Raw genomic sequence first — 19,598 nt, forward strand, 5'->3', positions numbered from 1 at the left:
GACATGTTTTCGATCGCTCAATACCATCCGGCAACGCTCGCAGGCGGTCCGGTCCCACCTGACATCACCCGGTCCGGTACCCGGATCACCGCTGCAACCCGCGATCAGTAGTAGCACCAAACTCAGCAGGAACAGGCGAACCGACTCAGTCATTAACCACGGCCTCATAGTCCCTGGCTGTTTCCGCTTCACGCATATCGATGCCGGACAATAGTGCCGCGTAGCGTGAGAGCACCCCGAGGAAACGGAGTCGATCCGGCCCGGCCACCTGACCGCTCCACTGCTTGCCGTCTTCCGACCCTTTGAAACCCCACTCCTGTATCGCCTTGGCAAAAGGTGCTTCGGGGCGAATCAGGCGGATACGGCACTCAAGACGACTGGAGAGTTCCACCAGATCAGCGACCCGGTCGTCCAGCACCACCTGGCCCTGATCCATCTCTATTACCCGATTCACCAATGAAGCCACTTCATCCAGCCGATGACTGGAGATGATCATAGCCGCCTCGTCTTTTTTCTCCGCCAGCAGACTGAAAAAGATGTGCCGCGCCTCCGGATCCAGATTCGCCGCCGGCTCATCCATCACCAGCAATTCGCTATTGCGCCCGAGGGCAATGGCAATCAACAGTTTCTGTTTCTGACCACCGGAAAGTTTGACGAACGGCTGGCGTTTGAAGCGCTCCGTATCCAATCCCAGACGCGCGGCCACATCCGCCATCCGCTGCGGACTGGAATCACAAACACTCGCAGCAAAACGGATCAGTTGGCCTACCGGCATTTTCAGCGGCGGCGGCAGTTGAGGAACGAACCCCACCTTGGAGAGGACGGCGCGGCGATTTTCTCTCGGGGTCAATCCATCCACGGTGACCGAGCCGTCGCAGGTATATTCCCCCAACAGACAACGAATCAGTGTGGTCTTACCCGCACCATTCGACCCCACCAGCGCGACACGATGGCCCCGTTCTATGGTCAGGTTTACGCCTTTCAGTACTTCATGACGGCGAAAATTTTTAACGACGTTGTGAAATTCAATCATTCATGAACCTGAAATCCGAGGCCGCAATAGGCAAAACAAAAATGACGGACGTCGGCCTTCACCTTCGTCCGCTCTAGCGCTCGCTGTAGTTTATTTTTTTATATTCGACAGGCAATGATGCAGATCAAACCTGTCCTGCGGCAGCGTCTAGCTTATCTCATTTCAGAGATGTTTTCCGAGCCCTTTTATCTCGAACCGGAGCGAATCAGTGGGACAGATATCCACACACATCCCGCAGCGTGTGCAATCGGCACTGACATCGACTTCCGTATGTGCCGCCTTGCCTTTAACCGTCATATCGAGCACATGCGGGACCAAGCAGACCTTCCGGCAATCGCCCTCGTGGTGGCAGTCCTTCAGCACGTATTTGACCCTGAGCGGTGAAATCGCGCCCACTACACCGTAGGTGATGCCGATAGGACAGACATAACGACACCAGGCACGCCTGGAGTAGAAAATCTCAAATAGCAAGACCAAACCGACCCAGATCATGGCAACACCGGGTCCATAAATCAGCGCCCGGCTGACGATGCCGGTAACCGATATGGTTTCAAAGACGGTATAGCCGGAGATCAGTGCCAATAGCGCAAAGATCAAATAGAAGGCTGAGCGGATCTTGCGATTAAAGGAGTGATCTTTAATCCACCCCTTGTCGGCAAAATAGAGATGGACTTTCTCCGCCCACTCCGACAACAGATGGTAGGGGCAAACCCAGGAACAGAATGTGCGCCCCCCCAATAACAACCAGAGCACAAAGACCGTGGCAGTACCGATCACCAGGTTCAGCACCATGTGCTTAAATGCCAGTGTAACCTGCAACGCGGAGTTAAGATCCGCCATATGGAAACCCATGAATCGGGATGCGGTCAAGGCGCCTTCGAGTAACTGCACATCGAAGTAGTAAGAGACCACAAACAGCAGATTCACGATAATCAGCGTAGTCCAACGCCTATTACGCCACTTCTTTGCATCACCGGCATGCGCCTGACGGGCCTCTTCAAACGCCGTCACATCAAACGGATGTTGCTTTTTAAAGATATGGACCGCCTGAGCCTCAGGCGTTATTTCAGATTTATCGGGGCGCCGAGGCTCGCTACCGAACAGCTGACGGAAGGATTCTGTTACATAGCTCATGAGATCCCCCCTATGTTGTCCGCGTCCTGCATGATATCAATCACTATCGCCGGCGGTTCGGGCGGGCAGATCATTTCACAAACCCCGCAACCGACACACCCGTCAAGGATGACCGGTTTCATGCGTTTTTTTCCATCGTCACTGACGATAGGCTCCAAGGCAATGGCGTGCTTTGGCGGACACTCATTACCCTGTCGCTGAGCCACCCGATCCTTGTTCTGCGCCCCTTCCGATGTCACTTCTGCACACTGCGCTATACGAATCTCTATCGGACACTGGCGCACACAAAGGTCGCACAGATCCAGATCATAGGGATAATCCGCAACAGGAATCGGGTTCCAACGGTCTATATCGTCGTAGCGAAGAACACCGGTATAATCGGGACCGCGTGCCTGCCCCTTGAACCCCTTACCTTGGATGGCCAGACATTTTCGAGGCTGATCCAGGCGGGCAAAGCCCATGCGGGAATCGGCCGGATAATCCAACTCATGTGTCAGGGCTCCCGTTGGACAAGCCAGCACACATTGCAGTCCATCACAGGAAAAATCACACGCCTGATCGCGTGGCTCGATAAACGGCACGCCCACACCCACGCCTTTATCCAGTTCAGCCAGCTTGATGGCACTAACCGGACAAACCTGTACGCATTGACCGCACTTAATGCAGGAGGATAAAAACTCCCTCTCATTGTCCGGAGTTTTTAATGCACCAGGGGGACGCACGGCCAAATTTCTTCCCTGGGCAAGCGGCAGCAAACCGACTAATGAAAATCCCATCACGCCGACAGCCAAAGCGGTAGTCCTAAGGAACTCACGTCTGTTCTGTTCGATGTGTTTCGCGCTCAGCTTTCGCTTTGCAGGTTTTTTTGGCTTGCTCTGATCACTCATTACTGCACTGCCTCCGCAGACATCAGCGGTTTTTCATCACGCAAAAGCATATCCGGGTCGGTAAAGGGCGCAAGACGCTCCAAAAAGTCGAGCACCTCCAACACCGGTGACCCTTTAAAAAACTGGGCGTAGGGAACATCCATCCATATCCGGTCGGCATAACCATACAACTCATAAGGACGATCCCCCACCCCGTCCAGGTCTCGATCAAATCCCTCGTAATCATCCCAGTAGTTGCTGTCCCAAACATTTCGTTTGGCAGTTTTTCCGCCGCCTACTGTGACCTGGGTAATGTTACCTTTGAAACGATTGTGTTTCAGAATGTTCCCTTTCCAATCATTCAGGAACTGTACGCCGATACCACTGAATGCGATGAGATTACCGGTGATGCGATTGGTCGCTTCCGGATCATAAGGGGAGACATCCAGATAGATACCGGTAGCACAATAGAGGATTTGATTGTCGATCACATCTACATCGGAAGTCTCTTTGAAACCAACCCCCAGACCGGTCGGGCCGATGGCATGGGCAATGTAGTTGTGTTTAATCGTCACGCTATCGCTATACATCAGGAAGATACCGACCTGATTGTCTTCATAGTGGTTATCCACCACTTCATTGTGCTGCGCGTACATAAAGTGCAGTGAATAGCGACCGCCACGAGAATCATTTCTGGCGATCAGATTGTCCTTGGAATACCAGACCACCATATCCCGGGAGTCGCGGATAATATTATCGGTGATCTTGTTGTTGAAGCTGTACCAGAGACGAATCGAATCCCCCCGGATACCGATATCGACCGGCTTGGAGGAGATTCGGTTACGGCGAATGATATTATTTTCCGCCTGCCCGAGGTCAATACCGAACAGGGTATTGTCGATCACATTGTCTTTGATGACATTGAAGTTTCCGCGTACCTGTATACCGGAATCGATATCGTTGTGCGAGTCACCCGAATTGGTCAGTCGCAACCCGCGCAATGTGACACCGTCAGAATCCAGATAAATCACCGACCCCTTGCCACCGCCATCGATCACCACCTTGCCCTGTCCATCAATGACCAACGATTTGTCGATGGTCACGGGACCGGCATAGGTCCCCGGAGGCGGGGTCAGCGTTGAATTCTCACTCGCTGCATCGACCAGGGCCTGGAATGACGGATAATTTTCTGCCATCAGCAATGTTGGAAGCAGAAACATCAGTAAAGCAGCAGTGTAACGCAGCGTACGCATAGATTCCCGTTCGGTTGTGCCCAGGCACAGCCCTCTCAGACTCGTTTAGATCGTGCCCGTTCAACCTTAGAATCGACACCCCGTAGCACCAAGCAGTAATCACGGGATATGCGGGCTATTTACTCAGCATCCTTGAACTGCTTCTTACGTATCAGTGCTGCCACCGCCAGGATCGGCGAAAGAACCAACATGATAAAGAAGCCTATATAGGGATAGGAGTGAGTAGCAAACTGTGCCACCTTACCATCTCCAAACACCGTCGGCATAAACGGTTTGACCGCAAAAGCGCCCATCGCGTTCAGTGTGTGACCGTACCACCAGAGCCAAGCGGCGTAATCGATCACAAAGAAAACCGGCAGTGCCATCGGAACCAAAACCAATAGCCAGTAAAGTATTCCACCATTTTTTCTGGCACCGAAAACCAGCAGTAGCATCGCGCCCGCGAGCCCGGCAAACACTACATGTAGCGCAACCTTCAAGTTGGCCACCATAGGCACAATCTCTGCTTGGTTATTGAAATAGCGGCCAAGGCTTTTTCCATAGTGCCATGTCATTACCTGGAAAGTGCTGCCGTTCCACGGCTCTTCAACACGGCCGTTCTCCAGATCTTTTTCATAGGTCAGTTTTAATTGCTGGATCAGGTAGTCCTTCTCCGCAATATCTTTAGATTTGGCATTCGACTTCTTGTCCGAAGGCAGATCAACAACCACTCCGGAATCTTCCAGTGACTTCTTCAGTACACCGACAATTCCACCGATGACAATTTCTGGCTCTTGCTCCTGCTCGCCACCTGCCTCCTGATCCAGAGATGTCACCATAGCCTCGACGTAACCTTCGCTCTCGAGATGAAATCCGTTATTTCCATAGATCGCCAGATACATCCAGACCAACAGTCCGGCAAAAGCCACACCCATGATCGCCATGCGCAACTTGGGTCGTACGCAGATAAAACCCAGGAGCATAATGCCCATAAAAGTCATTAAAAACTGGCCAAACGCTCTCTCAACCGGACCGCCTGCAGCAATTGGATACATGCCGACATAATGGTTAATGGTGTCCATCTCATGCACACAATCGAGTGCGATCTCCTCCTGAATCTCAGCCTTGTTGACCTTCTCACATCCATTGAACACGCCATTCATATGAAAATGGATCCGTACCCCATCAGGAAATGCCTCTTCCGGATAATTGGGTGCCGTCAATGATACCCACCAGACGGGAGAATAAAAGATCACAGCCATAAGACCCAAGGCAACTATGCCCAGAGCGGCTACGAGGAGTGTCTGCTTTTTACTGGTTACTGCATTCATGGGCAAGAGACGCTTCAGGTGTTAAAGATGTGGAGGGCCGCCAGTCAACCGCATGGCGCGCGCAAGGCGCCATGCGGCCGATGGCGATTTACAGGATTAATCGAAATCCGGATTTTTCCAGTTGGCTGAAGGGGCGAGATCTTTCTTGTCAACCGGGATACGGGAAACATAGTTGATCACCATCTTCATATCCTTATCGGTGAAGTTCTTGATCTGTTCCACCATGTCAGGATTGGCATTGCGACGCTTGCCGTCACGAATCCACTCGAACTGACGCACCATATAGGCATAGTGCTGTCCCTCGATACGGGGATAGAATTTCGCCTTGTCGCCCTGGCCGTGGTCGCCGTGGCAGCGCACACAGTTGTCAGCAAACAGCTTTTTACCCTGCTCGAATTCCGGGGTTCCTTCGGCCCATTCGCCTTTACCGTTTTCCGGGTTCATCGGCAGTTTTTCGATATAGGCGGTCACATCAGCCAGCGCCTGCTCATCACCAATTGATTCCGGTAGGGCGAAAGGATACATGGTGGGATTGTCACGGTTTAAGGCACGAATATCTGCCAACTGCTTGATAAGAACCGGGCGATGCTGTCCAGCCAACTGAGGGAAGGTACCGTCGGTCATACCCCAGCCTTCCGGCATATGGCAGGCAGAACAGACTTCAAAAATATCCCGACCATTTTCCATATCGGCCTTTAGATGCATGGCTTGGTCTGTTTCGCCACTTACGGTGTCTTTGCTCCACTCGGATGTGTCTGCAGCGCTAACGCCAAAACTCAGACTTATGGCAGCGACCGCCGCCAAGCTCGTCAATACGGGTTTTACACTCATTACGTTTCTCCTGATCGCCCTATTTAGCTAAAGGACAATAACAGCATTGGTTTGGTGCCCACTCTGTTTGCGGGCGTTTAATCTGATCGACTGGATTGCACATCGACAACATGGTGACGTCCGACGTGGACGACCGGGAGGTTGCCACAATGAATATTAGATATCATTGATACAAGTCAAACCCACCGCCATGCCTTTATGGAGAAACTTCCTTTTCACCAGCCTTAACTACTGGCTGAAAGTCTCTCACAAAAGGCGGCAGTGAGCATTGAGAACTATCAATTTCGGACAACGCACCAAGTTGTTATCACTGCAGCGTGGCCAGCCAATCTGCAAGTATGCGCATCTCGTCTTCATTCACCAGCCCCATCACCCCCTTCATCGCGGCGGTTTGGCCGTTGGAGCGCGCTCCGGACTTGATATCCTTCATTTGATTGAACATGTAATCGGCATTCTGGCCGGCCAATGTCGGATAAAAAGGCATGATGGGAGACTTGGCATCTTTACCATGACATGACCAACAGGTCTTGGCTTTAAACAGCGCCGCGCCATCAGCCGCCACCACCGTTGTACCGGCCATCAATGAAGCCACCACCGTCACAGCTACAGCACAATTCTTTACTTTACTCATGATCAATACCTCACTACATAGAAGGTTTTAGAGAATACAAAAGGGAAGGGGCCCCTAGCAAGAACCCCTCCCCTTCTCAGGTTAATAACCTTTTGGTGTTGAACAAATTACTTAGCTTCTACCTTAACGGCTCCGTGCTGTTCAAGATAGGTCTTGGCACGCAGACCCATATCAGCCGTCTTCACCTGATACTGCCACCACTGACCAGCCCAGAGTGTTGCATTCTGGTAGTCACCCTTGGCGGCAAAGTCCTCGGCCTTCTTCTTCGCTTCACCTGCGAAACCAAGTTGCTCGGTAGCATCCTCAACCAGGGCCACAACCGGTGGGAAGTCCTTGAAGTTGCGACCGGTGATGAAGGCAACCACAGAGTCGATGACCGCTTGAGTCTCTATGTTGGTCTTGACCTGCTTCTCGTAGTCAGCCTTGGTGTACTGCTGACCTTCCGCAATTTCGCCTGCCTTAGCCTTGTAGCCTTTTGGCTTGACCAACAAGTAACCCTGCATCTCCAGATGGAGTGCGGAGCAGAACTCGGTGCAGTAGTAAGGGAAGACACCAGCCTTATCCGCAGTAAAGGTTGCGGAAGCGGTTTTACCCGGCTCTATAGAGAGGTTCACATTCTGACCGTAGAGAGCAAAGCCGTGTACCTCGTCTTCAGCACGCTCAAGGTTGGTGAAGTGCAGTGCAACCTTGGAGCCTTCTTCGACCTCAATGATCTCAGGATTGATGTGAGAGCGGATAACCGTTCCATAAACATGGGTCACGCCATTCTCGGTAACCACTTTCTCACGACCTGCGCGGGTCTTGTAGGGAGAGCGGGAATCGGTACGGCTGTCCCAACCGGATTTGTAACGTACAGCCGGTTTCAGCTTGTCGGCTTTAATAGCCACAGCATAGTGGGGTTCGCCCAGTGGCAGCGGCATATCATAAAGCAGTTGCATTTTGTCACCGCTGATATCGATCAACTGATGGTTCTGCGGATGCAGAGGACCAACAGGATTGAATCGATCGATAGCCAGCTTGTTCAATGAAACCAGATATTTGCCGTCTGGAGATACTGAATCGCCTTCCATCGCCATCAAGTGACCGATGTTGTAGTGAATGTGCAGTTGATCCAGCACCTTACCTTCACAGTAATCCCACTTCGTAACCATGGAATCCACGTAGATGGAGGTGTAAACCACACACTTTTTAGAGTCATACTGGGTATGCAGAGGACCGAGGCCCACTGCAACTTGAGTATGCAGTGCATCCTTCAACGCAATGATGGGGATACCATAGGGATCTTTACCCTCAAACTTCTTGGCCGCCATCGCTTTCTGGATTTTTTCCCAGCTATATACCCAGGTATGGCTATCCAGCTTACCGGATACGATGATGTGCGTACCGTCAGGGTTGACATCAACACCATGCGGACTCTTGGGCTCCGGTACCAGATAAAGCAGCTCTTCTTTGACAGCTTGAGCCATCGGAATCATATAAGAGCCATTCACTTTCTTTACTTTACCGGCAGCGACCAGTTCAGCGGCCTTCTTCCAGTTGGTGATATGCAGGAAGTCGGTATCCTTCTGAGAACAGCCTGCCTCAAACGGCGGACGCCCTTTCTCGATACCACCCACATAACGCTCGGAACAGAACGAGTTGGTGAAGCCCCAACCATAGGAGGCATTTTTACCCGCATCGGAGAGATCCTGACTGTAGGGAGGCAGCTCGAAAGTGAATGACTGCTCCGGTTTCAGACGGCCTTCTTTGTCATCGAATTTCCAGTAGGTCAAACCACCGCGATATTTATCATTAAACTCCGAAAGCGGTACGAAATCATCACTGTACGGCGATGCGTACTGCGAGGCTTCCATCACGTATTCGGTGTTTGGCGTCACGAAGGCACCACCGTGCTCGGACTTGAAGAAAGGATTCACCACGATCTGCTTGGTCTCAAAATCGTGCAGATCGATCACTGCCAAACGAGGATTGGCCTTATCATTGATGAACAGGAACTTACCGTTATACTCACCCTCGGTTTCGGAAATAGCCGGATGGTGGGTGTCACCAAACACAATATCTTTACCGTTTATCCGGCCCTGTGCCAACACGGCTTTGGACTCGTCATCGAACCCGTACCCCTGCCAGGGTTCCGGGGTAAATACGCCAATGTATTTCAGGATGCGCATGGACGGAATACCGTACACGATCACCTGCCCGCTCTGACCACCGGAACTGAAGACGATATACTCGTCACGGCCGCCGGTAGGTGTATAGGTCTTAGCCGCGGCCAGCAGATCTTTCTGCGTCAGACCGCGAGCCTTCATGACATCTTCGAGCGACGCCTGAGAATATGCACTTGACGTTGCGCCCAGACCCATAGCCAGGCCCAGCATCAGCGACAATGCTCGCTTATTGTTCACTTTCATGAGACACGTCTCCGTTTAAGGACTTTGTTCTTGCGCTAGTTGCGCTTTTGTTAGATTTGCAGCGGAATGGTGCGCCGTGGGGGGGGGTGGAATCATTGACTTCGATCAATCGACGAGACCATGTGACAAAAAAAAAGGGCAAATGACACATTTGACTTATTCTCTACTGATATTTATCAGGGGGGATCGTGTGATTAGGCAGGGAAAAAAATACATTCAAATAAGTGCAGGAAATTGGCCGTCAGATCACATCTAGAACATATTGTCCGATCTTCCGCCTGATGAGCGTTTATTCGGTTTGGCGCTCCGCCAAGTATGCCATTCCTCAAAATTAACTATTTAGCCCCCCCACCTTGGGTGATTCCGATCATAGGCAATTCTCACCTATGTCGCATAAAAAACGCCGGTATAAACCGGCGTTCTTAAGGTGGCACACAGAGTACCAGCTAGCATTCAGCTCATAGCGTAGCCAGCCACTCTGCGATGGCTTGCAGATCTTCGTCACTGATTGACATAACGATCCCTTTCATCGCGGCGGTCTGGCCGTTGTTGCGAGCGCCGCTCTTGATATCCTTCATCTGGTTCAGGGCGTACTGTGCATTCTGACCGGCCAACTTTGGATAAGCCGGCATAATCGGGCTTTTGGCGTCAGCGCCATGGCAGGCCGAACAGCCCTTGGACGCAAACAGTGCTGCACCATCGGCTGCAGCCGCATTACCAGCAAGACCCAGTGAGAGCAGGGCAGCGCCTGCGAACATTGCAATGGTTTTCATCTGTAATATTACCTTCTTCAGTTAAATATAACCGACCCAATACTCTTTACTACGAATCACTGAGCCGCATTGAAAAGCAGGGACCTATACTATCATTCTTCTATAGCTGTCAAACCATATATTTCACATGGTTTTAATCGGCAGTACATATTTACCCCTACACAGGCGCCGACGTTTTACCGCCTGTCTCAGGCACTATTAGATAATCATGCGGGATGGGCGTATCCTTCCGCCCTCAAAAAACAGAGACCGAAGCAAGACATGGCCGAGCAAATATTCATCCCGGGGCAGCGTTGGATCAGCGATAGCGAACCTGAACTGGGCCTGGGGATGGTTACCGGAAAGTCCGGGCGTATTTTGACCCTGACATTCAAGGCCACCGCCGAGGTCAGAAGTTATGCAGCCGACAATGCCCCCTTAACCCGCGTGGAATTTCAGGCCGGGGATACCGTGACATCGGACCAAGGCTGGGCACTCACCATCGAGTTCGTACGACAGTCCGACGGTCTGTTGATCTACCAAGGAACCAGAGAGGACGGAACCCAGGATAAACTGCCCGAGCAATCGCTAAGCGCTTTCATGCAGTTCAACCAGCCCCAGGCCAGGCTATTTGCCGGCCAACTGGATAACAACAACTGGTTCAGCTTGCGCAAAGCCACTCTCGAGCACCGCCAGACCCTGAAGCAGTCAGACCTTATAGGACTAGGCGGCGCACGCACTGAACTCCTGCCACATCAGCTCTATATTGCCCATGAAGCCGGCCGCCGCCTCGCCCCTCGGGTGCTTCTCGCGGATGAAGTTGGGCTGGGAAAAACGGTTGAAGCCTGCCTGATCCTGCACACACAACTGCTGACCGAACGGGCCCACCGCGCCTTGATCGTCGTCCCGTCCCCCTTACTGCACCAATGGCTGGTTGAACTGCTGCGTCGGTTCAATCTCAGATTCAGTCTGTTCGACGAGCCGCGTTGTCAGGATATTGAATCAACGGGCGAAGAAAACCCCTTTATTTCCGAACAACTGGTGTTGTGCGGACTTGACCTGCTAACCGACTCTGAGCGGCGACTCGATCAGGCGCTCAATGGCGAATGGGACATCCTGATCGTGGACGAGGCTCACCATCTGGAATGGCATGAAGACAACCCGAGCCCCGCCTACCAGGCCATTGACGCACTGGCCCGGCAAATTCCCGGTGTCTTGTTACTAACCGCGACGCCCGAGCAACTGGGCCGCGATGGGCATTTTGCACGCCTGCGACTGCTTGACCCGGATCGCTACCCCGACTTGACACAATTCCAACGCGAACAGGAGAGCTACCGGTCAGTCGCCGATGCGGCCGCCAGCCTGGTCTCCGACAATCCGATCTCGGCAACCGAAACTGCACTGCTTTGGGAGTTGATTGGCAAAGAGGCCGCCGCGCCCCTGTTGGACAAAATCCGGGATACCCAGGTAACCACCGAACAAAAGCGGCATGCCAGAGCGCACTTAATTGAACTGCTACTCGATCGTCACGGCACAGGTCGCGCCATGTTCCGTAATACCCGGGACCGGATCAGAGGCTTTGCACCACGCCAGTTCCACAGTTACCCCCTTGACCTGCCTGACCTGTACCAACAAACGGCAAGCCATATGCCTGTGTCGTGGCAACTGCAGCCAGAATATTGGCTACCCGCCCCTCAGAGGGAACGCTGGTGGTATATCGACCCGCGCGTCGACTGGCTGATTCAGCAGCTAAAGCAGAAGCGGCAGGAGAAAATTCTGCTGATCTGCGCCTATGCCTCAACCGCCGTTGACCTGGAGCAGGCACTGAGGATCCGGGAAGGGATACAGGCCGCCCTGTTTCATGAAGGGATGAGTATTATCGAACGTGACAGAGCGGCCGCTTGGTTTGCCGACCACGAACAGGGATGCCAGATCCTGCTCTGCTCCGAAATCGGCAGCGAGGGCCGAAACTTCCAATTCGCACATCAACTGATCCTGTTTGACCTGCCGGAGAACCCCGACCTTTTGGAACAGCGGATCGGCCGACTGGACCGGATAGGCCAGAAGCGGCAGATCGAACTGCACGCCCCCTATTTCCGGCTGAGCGCCCAGGAAGTACTACTACGCTGGTACCACGAAGGGCTCAACGCTTTTGTTCACACCTGTCCGGCCGGGCAACAGATCCTGGAACGGTTGGGGCCGGACCTGCAACAAACGTACACAAGCTACCAGCGGGACCCTGCCGATTTTGCAACCTTGCTGGAGCAGACAAAGCGACTACACAGCGATATCAATGCCGCCCTGAAGCGTGGGCGCGACCATTTACTGGAGCTGAACTCCTGCCGTGAAACGGAGGCCCAGCAGTTGGTCGACACACTGGCTCGAGTCGACCAGACCTCCGGACTGGATGCCTATATGGGACAGATTTTCGACGCCTTCGGCATCGATAGCGAGTCCCATTCCAATCACAGCCTGGTCATCCGCCCCAGTCAACAGATGCTGACCGAACAGTTCCCCCACTTGCCGGCGGAAGGGTTGACCCTGACCTATGACCGCCACACCGCTCTCAGTCACGAGGATCGACAGTTCCTGTCCTGGGAACACCCCATGGTGCTGGGAGCCATGGAGATGATCCTGGAGAGCGAACGTGGCAACTGTACCGCGATGGGCATCCGGCATCCGGCGGTACCTACCGGCACACTGGCGCTGGAGATGCTGTTTATCCTCGAGTGCCCGGCACCCGGTATATTACAGGCAGGCCGTTTTCTGCCACCGACCCTGCTACCCATCGCAATTGATCAGCGTTTGAGCGATCGCAGCAATGCGCTCAACAACCCCCTTCCCGAGCGTGCGTGCCAGCCGCTGCCAAAACCCGTGGTACAAAAAATCGTCGCGCCATTGCGACAGCACATCCGGGTCATGATCACGCAAGGCGAACGGATCGCTTCCGGGCAAGCCGGCACACGGCTCACCGAGGCCCGAACGGCCATGAACCGCTACTATGAGGAGGAGGTAGAACGCTTGCACGCCTTACAGCGGGTCAACCCCAATGTAAAGCCGACCGATATCGACCTTTTAATCGCACATCAGACTGAATTGAACAGCCATCTTGATTCATCACGTGTGAGACTTGACAGCATTCGCCTGTGGGTCGGCCTGTAGGGTGAAATTGACAATGTTGAAACCCGTGGTGCTGCGTTATTTCCCAAGCAGCAGGTTGCCGTCCTGATCGGTTAACGGTACCGGCCTGGCTATACCGTACCCCTGTGCGAAGTCGACGCCTATCTCCCGCAACAGCGTCAGTACCGTCTCGTTTTCGACAAATTCTGCAATGGTTTTCAATCCCATCACCTGGCCGATTTGATTGATCGCCTGCACCATGGCGCGATCGATGGGATCTGTAGCCAGATCCCGGACAAAGGCACCGTCTATTTTCAGGTAATCGACCGGGAGATTTTTCAAGTAGGCGAATGAGGAGAGGCCGCTACCAAAATCATCGAGAGAAAACTGGCATCCGGCCTGTTTCAAAGTCCGGATAAAATAACTGGCCGAAGAGAGATTGGCGATGGCGGCTGTCTCGGTAATTTCGAAACTGATCATCCCCGCCGGGATACGGCATTCATCCAGCTTTTTACCGATATAAGCCAGGGTATCTTCGTCATTCACCGAACCACCGGACAGATTGATGGCAAAGCAGTAACCGCCCAGCACCAGCATTTCGTGCTCACGCTCGATCAGGCTAAAGACCTGATTCACCACCCAGCGATCGATCCTCGGCATCAGGCCAAACCGTTCCGCTGCAGGGATAAATTTATCCGGCGGCACCAGCTTGCCCTCTTCGTCGCGCATCCTGATCAGCACCTCATAATGACCAGAGTGTGCCGTCTGCTTATCGATCGGCACGATCGGTTGCACATAGAGACAGAAACGCTCTTCTTCCAACGCACTGTGTATACGTGCCACCCAATGCATCTCACCCTGGCGCTGCGCCGCTTCGCCGGTGTCCGATCGATAGACATGCACCTGATTGCGTCCACCATCCTTGGCAGCATAACAGGCTGTGTCCGCTGCACTTAGCACCTGCTCCGCCCGTTCACTCTCCGCGGTAATGGCCACGACACCGATACTCACCCCGATAGCATAAGATCTGTCATCCCAGATAAATCTGAAGTCCATAATCGCCTGGCGCATCTTGTTTGCAATGCGCAAGGCAACCGGTTCAGTGCAATCCGCCAGGAGTACGCCAAACTCATCCCCACCCAGACGGGCGAGGGTATCCCCGGAACGGATATGTTCGGAGAGGCTATTGGCGATCTGCCGTAACAGTTCATCTCCGGCCACATGGCCGCAGGTATCGTTGACAATCTTGAATTGGTCCAGATCCAGGTAAAGCATGCTGTGGATGCGGCCACTCTCCATGGCATCCCTAAGCAGCCGATCCAGGCGGCTATCGAAACTGCCTCGATTGACCAGGCCGGTCAAGGTATCGTGGGAAGCTTGCCAGCTGACTTGCGCAGCAAGGCTACGCGTCTGACTGACATCGCGAAACACCACGACAATCCCGTGAATCTGTTTTTGCTCATCACGAATCGGCGCAACTGACTCTTCCACGGCGATACCGATACCATCTTTATGGACCAATATCAGTTCCTGGCGCTGACCACTGGCTGGCGAGCCGGTTTCCAAACACCGACTGATCGTCTCTTCCAGTTTGACCGCCCCCTCGTCCATCGCCTGAAACACTTGGGTTAACGGCAACCCCCGGGCAGATTTAAGGCGCCAGCCGGTTAATTTTTCCGCCACCATGTTCATGTAGTTGATGCGACGATTTATGTCCGTGGTGATCACCGCATCAGCGATAGAAGAGAGAATTGAGCGGGTGGTCAGGGTGTCAAGCTGGCTGGTAGTGCGACTGTCGGAGTGTATCGGTACCGTCGGATATTCATACTGATCAAAAACCTGAACCAACACCTTCTCTACTTGGTCCGGAAGGGGTTTAACGATAACCATCTGGTTCAGGTAATTGCCGGAATGGTGGCGGAGTGACAGGAGCGGGGTTTCCGCCGTCGCGCGCAGTACGGTCATCTGATCCTGCCGGAGCGCCTTATCGATGGCTTGTTCAACCACAGAACCGGATAGCTCAGGAAACAAATCCACCAGGAGATGACCGACCGCATCCGTCACGCCGATTCCGGTTGCGACAACCATCCAGCGATTCCAGTTGACGATACAGTCATCGACTCCCAGCACGAACAGCCCGACGCTGCACTGATCCAGCATCACAGGAGCCAGGTTCAAATTATCATCCACTAGTATCTCTGCCATCTGCCACTCTGCAGGGTATCTCAACTCTTGCACCCATACAGGCCTTCCGCCGATCGCCTCAGACCAATCACAAGCGATCGGTTACTGACAATACACGGGACCGAGAAAATACAGGGTGATTATTTGGGACTGTAGCGACATGTGGCCAATGTTCTTTATCTGCGGTCATGAAATCATGACCGAAATCAGACCGGGTCCACAAAACGGATAAAATCAAAGCGGTAATCGCTCAGGCGTTGGGGAGTGATATACCAGTCAATTTCTTATACAGCGACACCGCATAGGAATCGGTCATACCAGCGACAAAATCCGTTAGCCGGAGCAAGCGGGTATAGACGTTGGGAGAAGGCGTACGGCCAGGCCCAATAAACTGTTCCGGAATCAGGCGGGAGATCATCTGGCTTTTTGCCGACGCTTGCTCGCCCTGGTCAGCCAGATCATCCAGGACCTGAATGAAACGTTCCAGCAGATCGCTGATCACCTGAAACCCGGCCGCCTGTATCTCCACCACCTCGGTAGCCTGATAAATACGCGCCTTGGCCACCTCAATCAATCGATCCATAGCGGAACGCCTGGGAAACTGATTCAACAACGCTTCATCAAACCGCCCAGCCAGAATCGCCTCCTCATTATCCAGGAAACAATCCATCGCTTGAGTGATCGCCTCGTTGATTACCTTGGCCCGGAGGAATTCCACCTTGCCCTTGCTATCGCGAATGGTCTGCAGGCGCAGCCGCTGCTTCTCCGGCTCTCGCAGAATGTCCAGGTAGAGCCCCATCACCTCATCGAAGGTAAAATAGCCCAGCCGGAAGCCATCCTCGATATCGATCACCCGGTAACTGATGTCATCGGCGGCTTCCACCAGAAACGCCAAGGGATGACGACTCCAGACGGCCCGGGATCCATCCCGCCGGATCAAACCCACCTGTTTGGCCACTTCCTCGAACGCTTCGCGGTCCTCGACAAAAAAACCCTGTTTCTTGGCGCTGACGCCGGGATAGCGTCCGCCCCCCAGGCAGGATTCACGAGGATACTTGGTGAAGGCCGCCAGCGTGGCGCAGGTGAGTTGTAGGCCGCCGGGATTGTCCGGGTTTTGCAGTCGGGTCAGGATGCGAAACCCCTGAGCATTACCCTCAAAACTGGTGAAATCTTCCCGCTCACTGTCTTGCAGCATGGCGACCCGGCGCTGCCCATAGGGGGCATCATTCGCCCAGCTACGGAAGGCATCTTCACCGGAATGGCCAAACGGCGGATTGCCGATATCATGCGCCAGGCAAGCGGCCGCACAGATATCACCAAAATCGGAAGCTTCATAACCCTCCAGCCCGCGCCGGATGATCACCTGCTCCCCCACCTGGGTTCCGAGGGAGCGTCCAATACTGGAAGCTTCCAGACTGTGAGTGAGCCGGGTGCGGATATAGTCCACCCGAGAGAGCGGGAACACCTGTGTTTTGTCCTGCATGCGGCGGAATGCAGAAGAGAAGACGATGCGATCAAAATCCCGCTGAAAATCGGTCCGCGCCCTAGTCCCGCCCTGTGGTTGGTCGCTCCCAAGGCGGCTGCGGGATAGCAGTTGATTCCAATGCATGATCATGGATACCTCAACCGGTGAAAACAGATGAATGCAGAAGGCACATACCGGATCGCTATATCCTAGCAGACCCGGCTTACCGAATAACAGAAAACAGTTAAATTGCAGCGGTTTAGGGGTTGCAAAAGAATAATTCCGTCGTACCGAGGGCGTCCCTGGACCGCGCGGGTAAGGCACGCTTTGCCGGCAATGGCCACTCCCTTGGCAAAAAGCGTAACGCAGCCAGCGGTGTCCAGGGGCGGCCGAATACAGGAACTTATTCTTTATGCAAGCCCTGGCACGTCAGACTTGCCTGATCAACCCAAACTGAGTAGGCTTGTCGCCCTCGACACCTTTTCAACCCGAATGCCAGGTAAATCAGATGATCGTCCCAAGTTACGAAAAAGCCCGTTTCAACATGGTTGAGCAACAAGTGCGTCCGTGGGAAGTGCTTGATCCCAAGGTATTGAGCCTGGTGGGCGACATGCCCCGGGACCACTTCGTACCGGACAACTACCGGGGACTGGCCTACGCAGATATCGAGATCCCTCTGGGAGACGGTCAGAAGATGATGTTCCCACGGGTTGAGGGGAGACTGCTGCAGGCGCTGGATATCCAACCTACCGATAATATCCTGGAGATCGGCACCGGCAGTGGCTACCTGACCGCCTGCCTCGCCAAACTGGGCAACAACGTGATCAGCCAAGATATCAATCCAGCATTCACCGAGCAGGCAAGACAGCGGCTGGCTGAGCTGCAGATCGAGAACGTGGAGCTGCGTATCGCCGACAGCCTCAGCGATAATATAGAGAGCGGACGATTTGATGCGATTGCTGTGACCGGCTCCCTGCCGGAGATGCCGGAAACATTCAAACAACGCTTGAACATTGGTGGCCGACTGTTCGTGGTCATTGGGCAGAGTCCGGTGATGACCGCCTTTCTAATCACGCGTACCGGTGAGGATGCGTGGCAGAGCGAGGCGCTATTCGAAACGGATATCGCACCGCTCACCAATGCGCCGGTGATTCGTAAATTTGAATTTTGAGCGCAACAGGATGGCGAATGGCCCTTCTCACTGACTCACAATAATCCCTACCACATAAAAAAGGGCGCCATTTAATGGCGCCCTTTTTTTGGCATAGTCAATATTACTTGCCCTTTTCACCGATCAGGATATTTTCCCGATTTGCGGCAACCGTCTTCTCGCCGATACCCTTCACCATCACCAAGTCATCCGCCGACCTGAAAGCGCCATGTTCGCTACGGTAGGCCACTATGGCTTGGGCTTTGGAGTCGCCGACCCCTTTCAATTCCGTTGCAATCTGTTCGGCGGTAGCGGTATTGATGTTTACCGGACCAGCCAATGCGGCGGCGGATACCAGCAGCAAAAATGTTGCGATAGACAGCTTTAAACTTTTCATTGATACACTCCTTGTAAATTCATCCAATTAAACGAGACGACATCTTAGTCGTTTAACGACTTCCTCCTTACAGCCAAATCCTCGCTATTGGGTAGGAATTTTCCTATTTTCCACCGTAGTGATGAGTGAGTCATCTAGCCTACCGTTTCCAGATAGTCTTTGATGATGTCAAACAGTCTGTCCAAAGCCCCCCGGTTGGCTTCCACCACCCGCAGGCCGTTCTCGCCGAAGCGCGCCCGGAGACTAGCATCCGACAACCAGTCGCTGACCACTCCCGCGAGGGCGGCCGCGCTGGTCACCTCCAGCGCCGCCCCCTCGGCCAGCAGCATGCGGCTGATCATGGCGAAGTTGAACATGTGGGGACCGAACACCACCGGCAGTCCGAGGGCGGCCGGTTCCAGCACATTGTGCCCGCCGGTTGCCACCAAGCTGCCGCCGACGAAGGCGATGTCGGCCGCCGCCAGGAACAGGGTCAGTTCCCCCATGGTGTCCCCAAGCAGCACCTGAGTGCACGAGTCGCAAAGTTGGTCCGCCGAACGACGCACCAGGAAGAAGCCCTCGCGCTGACACAGCGAGGCCACTTTGTCGAAGCGTTCGGGATGACGCGGTACCAGCACCAGCAGCGCCTCCGGCAAACTCTTCAACACCTGACGGTGGGCATCTAGCACCTGCTCATCCTCACCCTCGCGGGTGCTGGCCGCCACCCAGACCGGACGGCCGTCCCAGGTGCGCCGCAGGGCCTCTGCCTGCTCCTTCAGGCTCGCCGGCAGACGTATATCAAACTTGATGCTGCCGGTGACGCGCACCCGGTCGGAGGCCACCCCCAGGCCGAGAAAGCGCTCGGCATCGACCGGCGACTGGGCCGCCACTAGGCCAATACGACCGAAGGTGTCGCGGGTAAACGGACCCAAGCGGGCATAACCTCTGGCAGATTTCTCCGAGAGGCGCGCATTGGCCAGGATGGTCGGAATGGATTGCTGCTGGCACGTGGCGAGCAAGTTGGGCCACACCTCTGTCTCCATCATCACCAGCAGCCGGGGTTGCAGCCTCTTCAAGAATCCGTT

The 19,598-nt window shown here is 53.9% G+C and carries 15 protein-coding genes; 2 read left to right on the forward strand and 13 right to left on the reverse strand.

The genetic code is table 11. From position 1 onward, the window contains the following. Positions 1–145: 145 nt before the first annotated feature. From ACQY5R_RS17440 to ACQY5R_RS17480, 9 genes are all read right to left on the reverse strand, one after another. Positions 146–1,033, reverse strand: coding sequence for an ABC transporter ATP-binding protein (locus tag ACQY5R_RS17440; protein ID WP_428610494.1), 888 nt, complete (start codon positions 1,031–1,033; stop codon positions 146–148). Between the two features lie 162 nt (positions 1,034–1,195). Beyond that, positions 1,196–2,167 carry a NapH/MauN family ferredoxin-type protein gene (locus tag ACQY5R_RS17445; RefSeq protein WP_428610496.1) on the reverse strand — a complete coding sequence of 324 codons (972 nt, stop codon included), beginning with the start codon at positions 2,165–2,167 and terminating at the stop codon, positions 1,196–1,198. Continuing rightward, positions 2,164–3,054, reverse strand: a complete 891-nt coding sequence (locus ACQY5R_RS17450; RefSeq protein ID WP_428610497.1) for a 4Fe-4S binding protein — start codon at positions 3,052–3,054, stop codon at positions 2,164–2,166. Before ACQY5R_RS17450 ends, ACQY5R_RS17445 begins: the two co-directional genes overlap by 4 nt. After that, positions 3,054–4,229 (reverse strand): nitrous oxide reductase family maturation protein NosD, encoded by a 1,176-nt coding sequence (nosD, locus tag ACQY5R_RS17455; RefSeq protein ID WP_428610499.1) that lies wholly within the window; start codon positions 4,227–4,229, stop codon positions 3,054–3,056. The genes ACQY5R_RS17450 and nosD overlap by 1 nt, the downstream gene beginning before the upstream one ends. Before the next feature lie 176 nt (positions 4,230–4,405). Next, positions 4,406–5,596 carry a hypothetical protein gene (locus ACQY5R_RS17460; RefSeq protein ID WP_428610500.1) on the reverse strand — a complete coding sequence of 397 codons (1,191 nt, stop codon included), beginning with the start codon at positions 5,594–5,596 and terminating at the stop codon, positions 4,406–4,408. A 96-nt stretch (positions 5,597–5,692) separates the two neighbouring features. Further along, positions 5,693–6,427 carry a c-type cytochrome gene (locus ACQY5R_RS17465; protein WP_428610502.1) on the reverse strand — a complete coding sequence of 245 codons (735 nt, stop codon included), beginning with the start codon at positions 6,425–6,427 and terminating at the stop codon, positions 5,693–5,695. Between the two features lie 307 nt (positions 6,428–6,734). Beyond that, positions 6,735–7,058, reverse strand: a complete 324-nt coding sequence (locus tag ACQY5R_RS17470; RefSeq protein ID WP_428610504.1) for a c-type cytochrome — start codon at positions 7,056–7,058, stop codon at positions 6,735–6,737. A 107-nt stretch (positions 7,059–7,165) separates the two neighbouring features. Continuing rightward, positions 7,166–9,466, reverse strand: a complete 2,301-nt coding sequence (gene nosZ, locus ACQY5R_RS17475) for a Sec-dependent nitrous-oxide reductase (protein ID WP_428610506.1) — start codon at positions 9,464–9,466, stop codon at positions 7,166–7,168. A 458-nt stretch (positions 9,467–9,924) separates the two neighbouring features. Continuing rightward, positions 9,925–10,239 (reverse strand): c-type cytochrome, encoded by a 315-nt coding sequence (locus tag ACQY5R_RS17480; RefSeq protein ID WP_428610507.1) that lies wholly within the window; start codon positions 10,237–10,239, stop codon positions 9,925–9,927. A 261-nt stretch (positions 10,240–10,500) separates the two neighbouring features. On the opposite strand from ACQY5R_RS17480, the gene rapA reads away from it, so the two are divergent. Further along, the gene (gene rapA / locus ACQY5R_RS17485; RefSeq protein WP_428610508.1) at positions 10,501–13,380 is read left to right on the forward strand and encodes an RNA polymerase-associated protein RapA; all 2,880 of its coding nucleotides are present in this window, start codon (positions 10,501–10,503) and stop codon (positions 13,378–13,380) included. A 36-nt stretch (positions 13,381–13,416) separates the two neighbouring features. Here the strand turns inward: rapA and ACQY5R_RS17490 are convergent, their stop codons facing one another. Further along, a complete protein-coding gene (locus ACQY5R_RS17490; protein ID WP_428610510.1) occupies positions 13,417–15,543 on the reverse strand; it encodes an EAL domain-containing protein in 2,127 nt (708 codons plus the stop codon). A 229-nt stretch (positions 15,544–15,772) separates the two neighbouring features. After that, positions 15,773–17,131, reverse strand: coding sequence for a deoxyguanosinetriphosphate triphosphohydrolase (locus tag ACQY5R_RS17495; protein ID WP_428610512.1), 1,359 nt, complete (start codon positions 17,129–17,131; stop codon positions 15,773–15,775). Positions 17,132–17,495: 364 nt separating this feature from the next. Between ACQY5R_RS17495 and ACQY5R_RS17500 the strand changes: the two genes are divergently transcribed. Next, positions 17,496–18,158 (forward strand): protein-L-isoaspartate O-methyltransferase family protein, encoded by a 663-nt coding sequence (locus ACQY5R_RS17500; protein WP_428610514.1) that lies wholly within the window; start codon positions 17,496–17,498, stop codon positions 18,156–18,158. A 103-nt stretch (positions 18,159–18,261) separates the two neighbouring features. Here ACQY5R_RS17500 and ACQY5R_RS17505 read toward each other — a convergent pair whose 3' ends face one another. Both ACQY5R_RS17505 and ACQY5R_RS17510 read right to left on the reverse strand, forming a co-directional pair. After that, positions 18,262–18,534 carry a ComEA family DNA-binding protein gene (locus ACQY5R_RS17505; protein ID WP_428610516.1) on the reverse strand — a complete coding sequence of 91 codons (273 nt, stop codon included), beginning with the start codon at positions 18,532–18,534 and terminating at the stop codon, positions 18,262–18,264. 134 nt (positions 18,535–18,668) lie between these two features. Continuing rightward, positions 18,669–19,598 (reverse strand): 3-deoxy-D-manno-octulosonic acid transferase (locus tag ACQY5R_RS17510; RefSeq protein ID WP_428610517.1); only part of this gene is annotated, 930 nt, incomplete at its 5' end.

The organism is Sedimenticola sp., from assembly GCF_050289425.1.
In the GTDB taxonomy this organism is placed as follows: domain Bacteria; phylum Pseudomonadota; class Gammaproteobacteria; order Chromatiales; family Chromatiaceae; genus Sedimenticola.

What these genes read in the sequence shown, in the direction of transcription:
- ACQY5R_RS17480 (WP_428610507.1), bottom strand. Translation starts at nt 10,239, where the DNA reads ATGAAAACCATTGCAATGTTCGCAGGCGCTGCCCTGCTCTCACTGGGT.
- ACQY5R_RS17495 (WP_428610512.1), bottom strand. Translation starts at nt 17,131, where the DNA reads ATGCATTGGAATCAACTGCTATCCCGCAGCCGCCTTGGGAGCGACCAA.
- rapA (WP_428610508.1), top strand. Translation starts at nt 10,501, where the DNA reads ATGGCCGAGCAAATATTCATCCCGGGGCAGCGTTGGATCAGCGATAGC.
- ACQY5R_RS17445 (WP_428610496.1), bottom strand. Translation starts at nt 2,167, where the DNA reads ATGAGCTATGTAACAGAATCCTTCCGTCAGCTGTTCGGTAGCGAGCCT.
- ACQY5R_RS17505 (WP_428610516.1), bottom strand. Translation starts at nt 18,534, where the DNA reads ATGAAAAGTTTAAAGCTGTCTATCGCAACATTTTTGCTGCTGGTATCC.
- ACQY5R_RS17460 (WP_428610500.1), bottom strand. Translation starts at nt 5,596, where the DNA reads ATGAATGCAGTAACCAGTAAAAAGCAGACACTCCTCGTAGCCGCTCTG.
- ACQY5R_RS17500 (WP_428610514.1), top strand. Translation starts at nt 17,496, where the DNA reads ATGATCGTCCCAAGTTACGAAAAAGCCCGTTTCAACATGGTTGAGCAA.
- nosZ (WP_428610506.1), bottom strand. Translation starts at nt 9,466, where the DNA reads ATGAAAGTGAACAATAAGCGAGCATTGTCGCTGATGCTGGGCCTGGCT.
- ACQY5R_RS17450 (WP_428610497.1), bottom strand. Translation starts at nt 3,054, where the DNA reads ATGAGTGATCAGAGCAAGCCAAAAAAACCTGCAAAGCGAAAGCTGAGC.
- ACQY5R_RS17490 (WP_428610510.1), bottom strand. Translation starts at nt 15,543, where the DNA reads ATGGCAGAGATACTAGTGGATGATAATTTGAACCTGGCTCCTGTGATG.
- ACQY5R_RS17470 (WP_428610504.1), bottom strand. Translation starts at nt 7,058, where the DNA reads ATGAGTAAAGTAAAGAATTGTGCTGTAGCTGTGACGGTGGTGGCTTCA.
- ACQY5R_RS17440 (WP_428610494.1), bottom strand. Translation starts at nt 1,033, where the DNA reads ATGATTGAATTTCACAACGTCGTTAAAAATTTTCGCCGTCATGAAGTA.
- ACQY5R_RS17465 (WP_428610502.1), bottom strand. Translation starts at nt 6,427, where the DNA reads ATGAGTGTAAAACCCGTATTGACGAGCTTGGCGGCGGTCGCTGCCATA.
- nosD (WP_428610499.1), bottom strand. Translation starts at nt 4,229, where the DNA reads ATGGCAGAAAATTATCCGTCATTCCAGGCCCTGGTCGATGCAGCGAGT.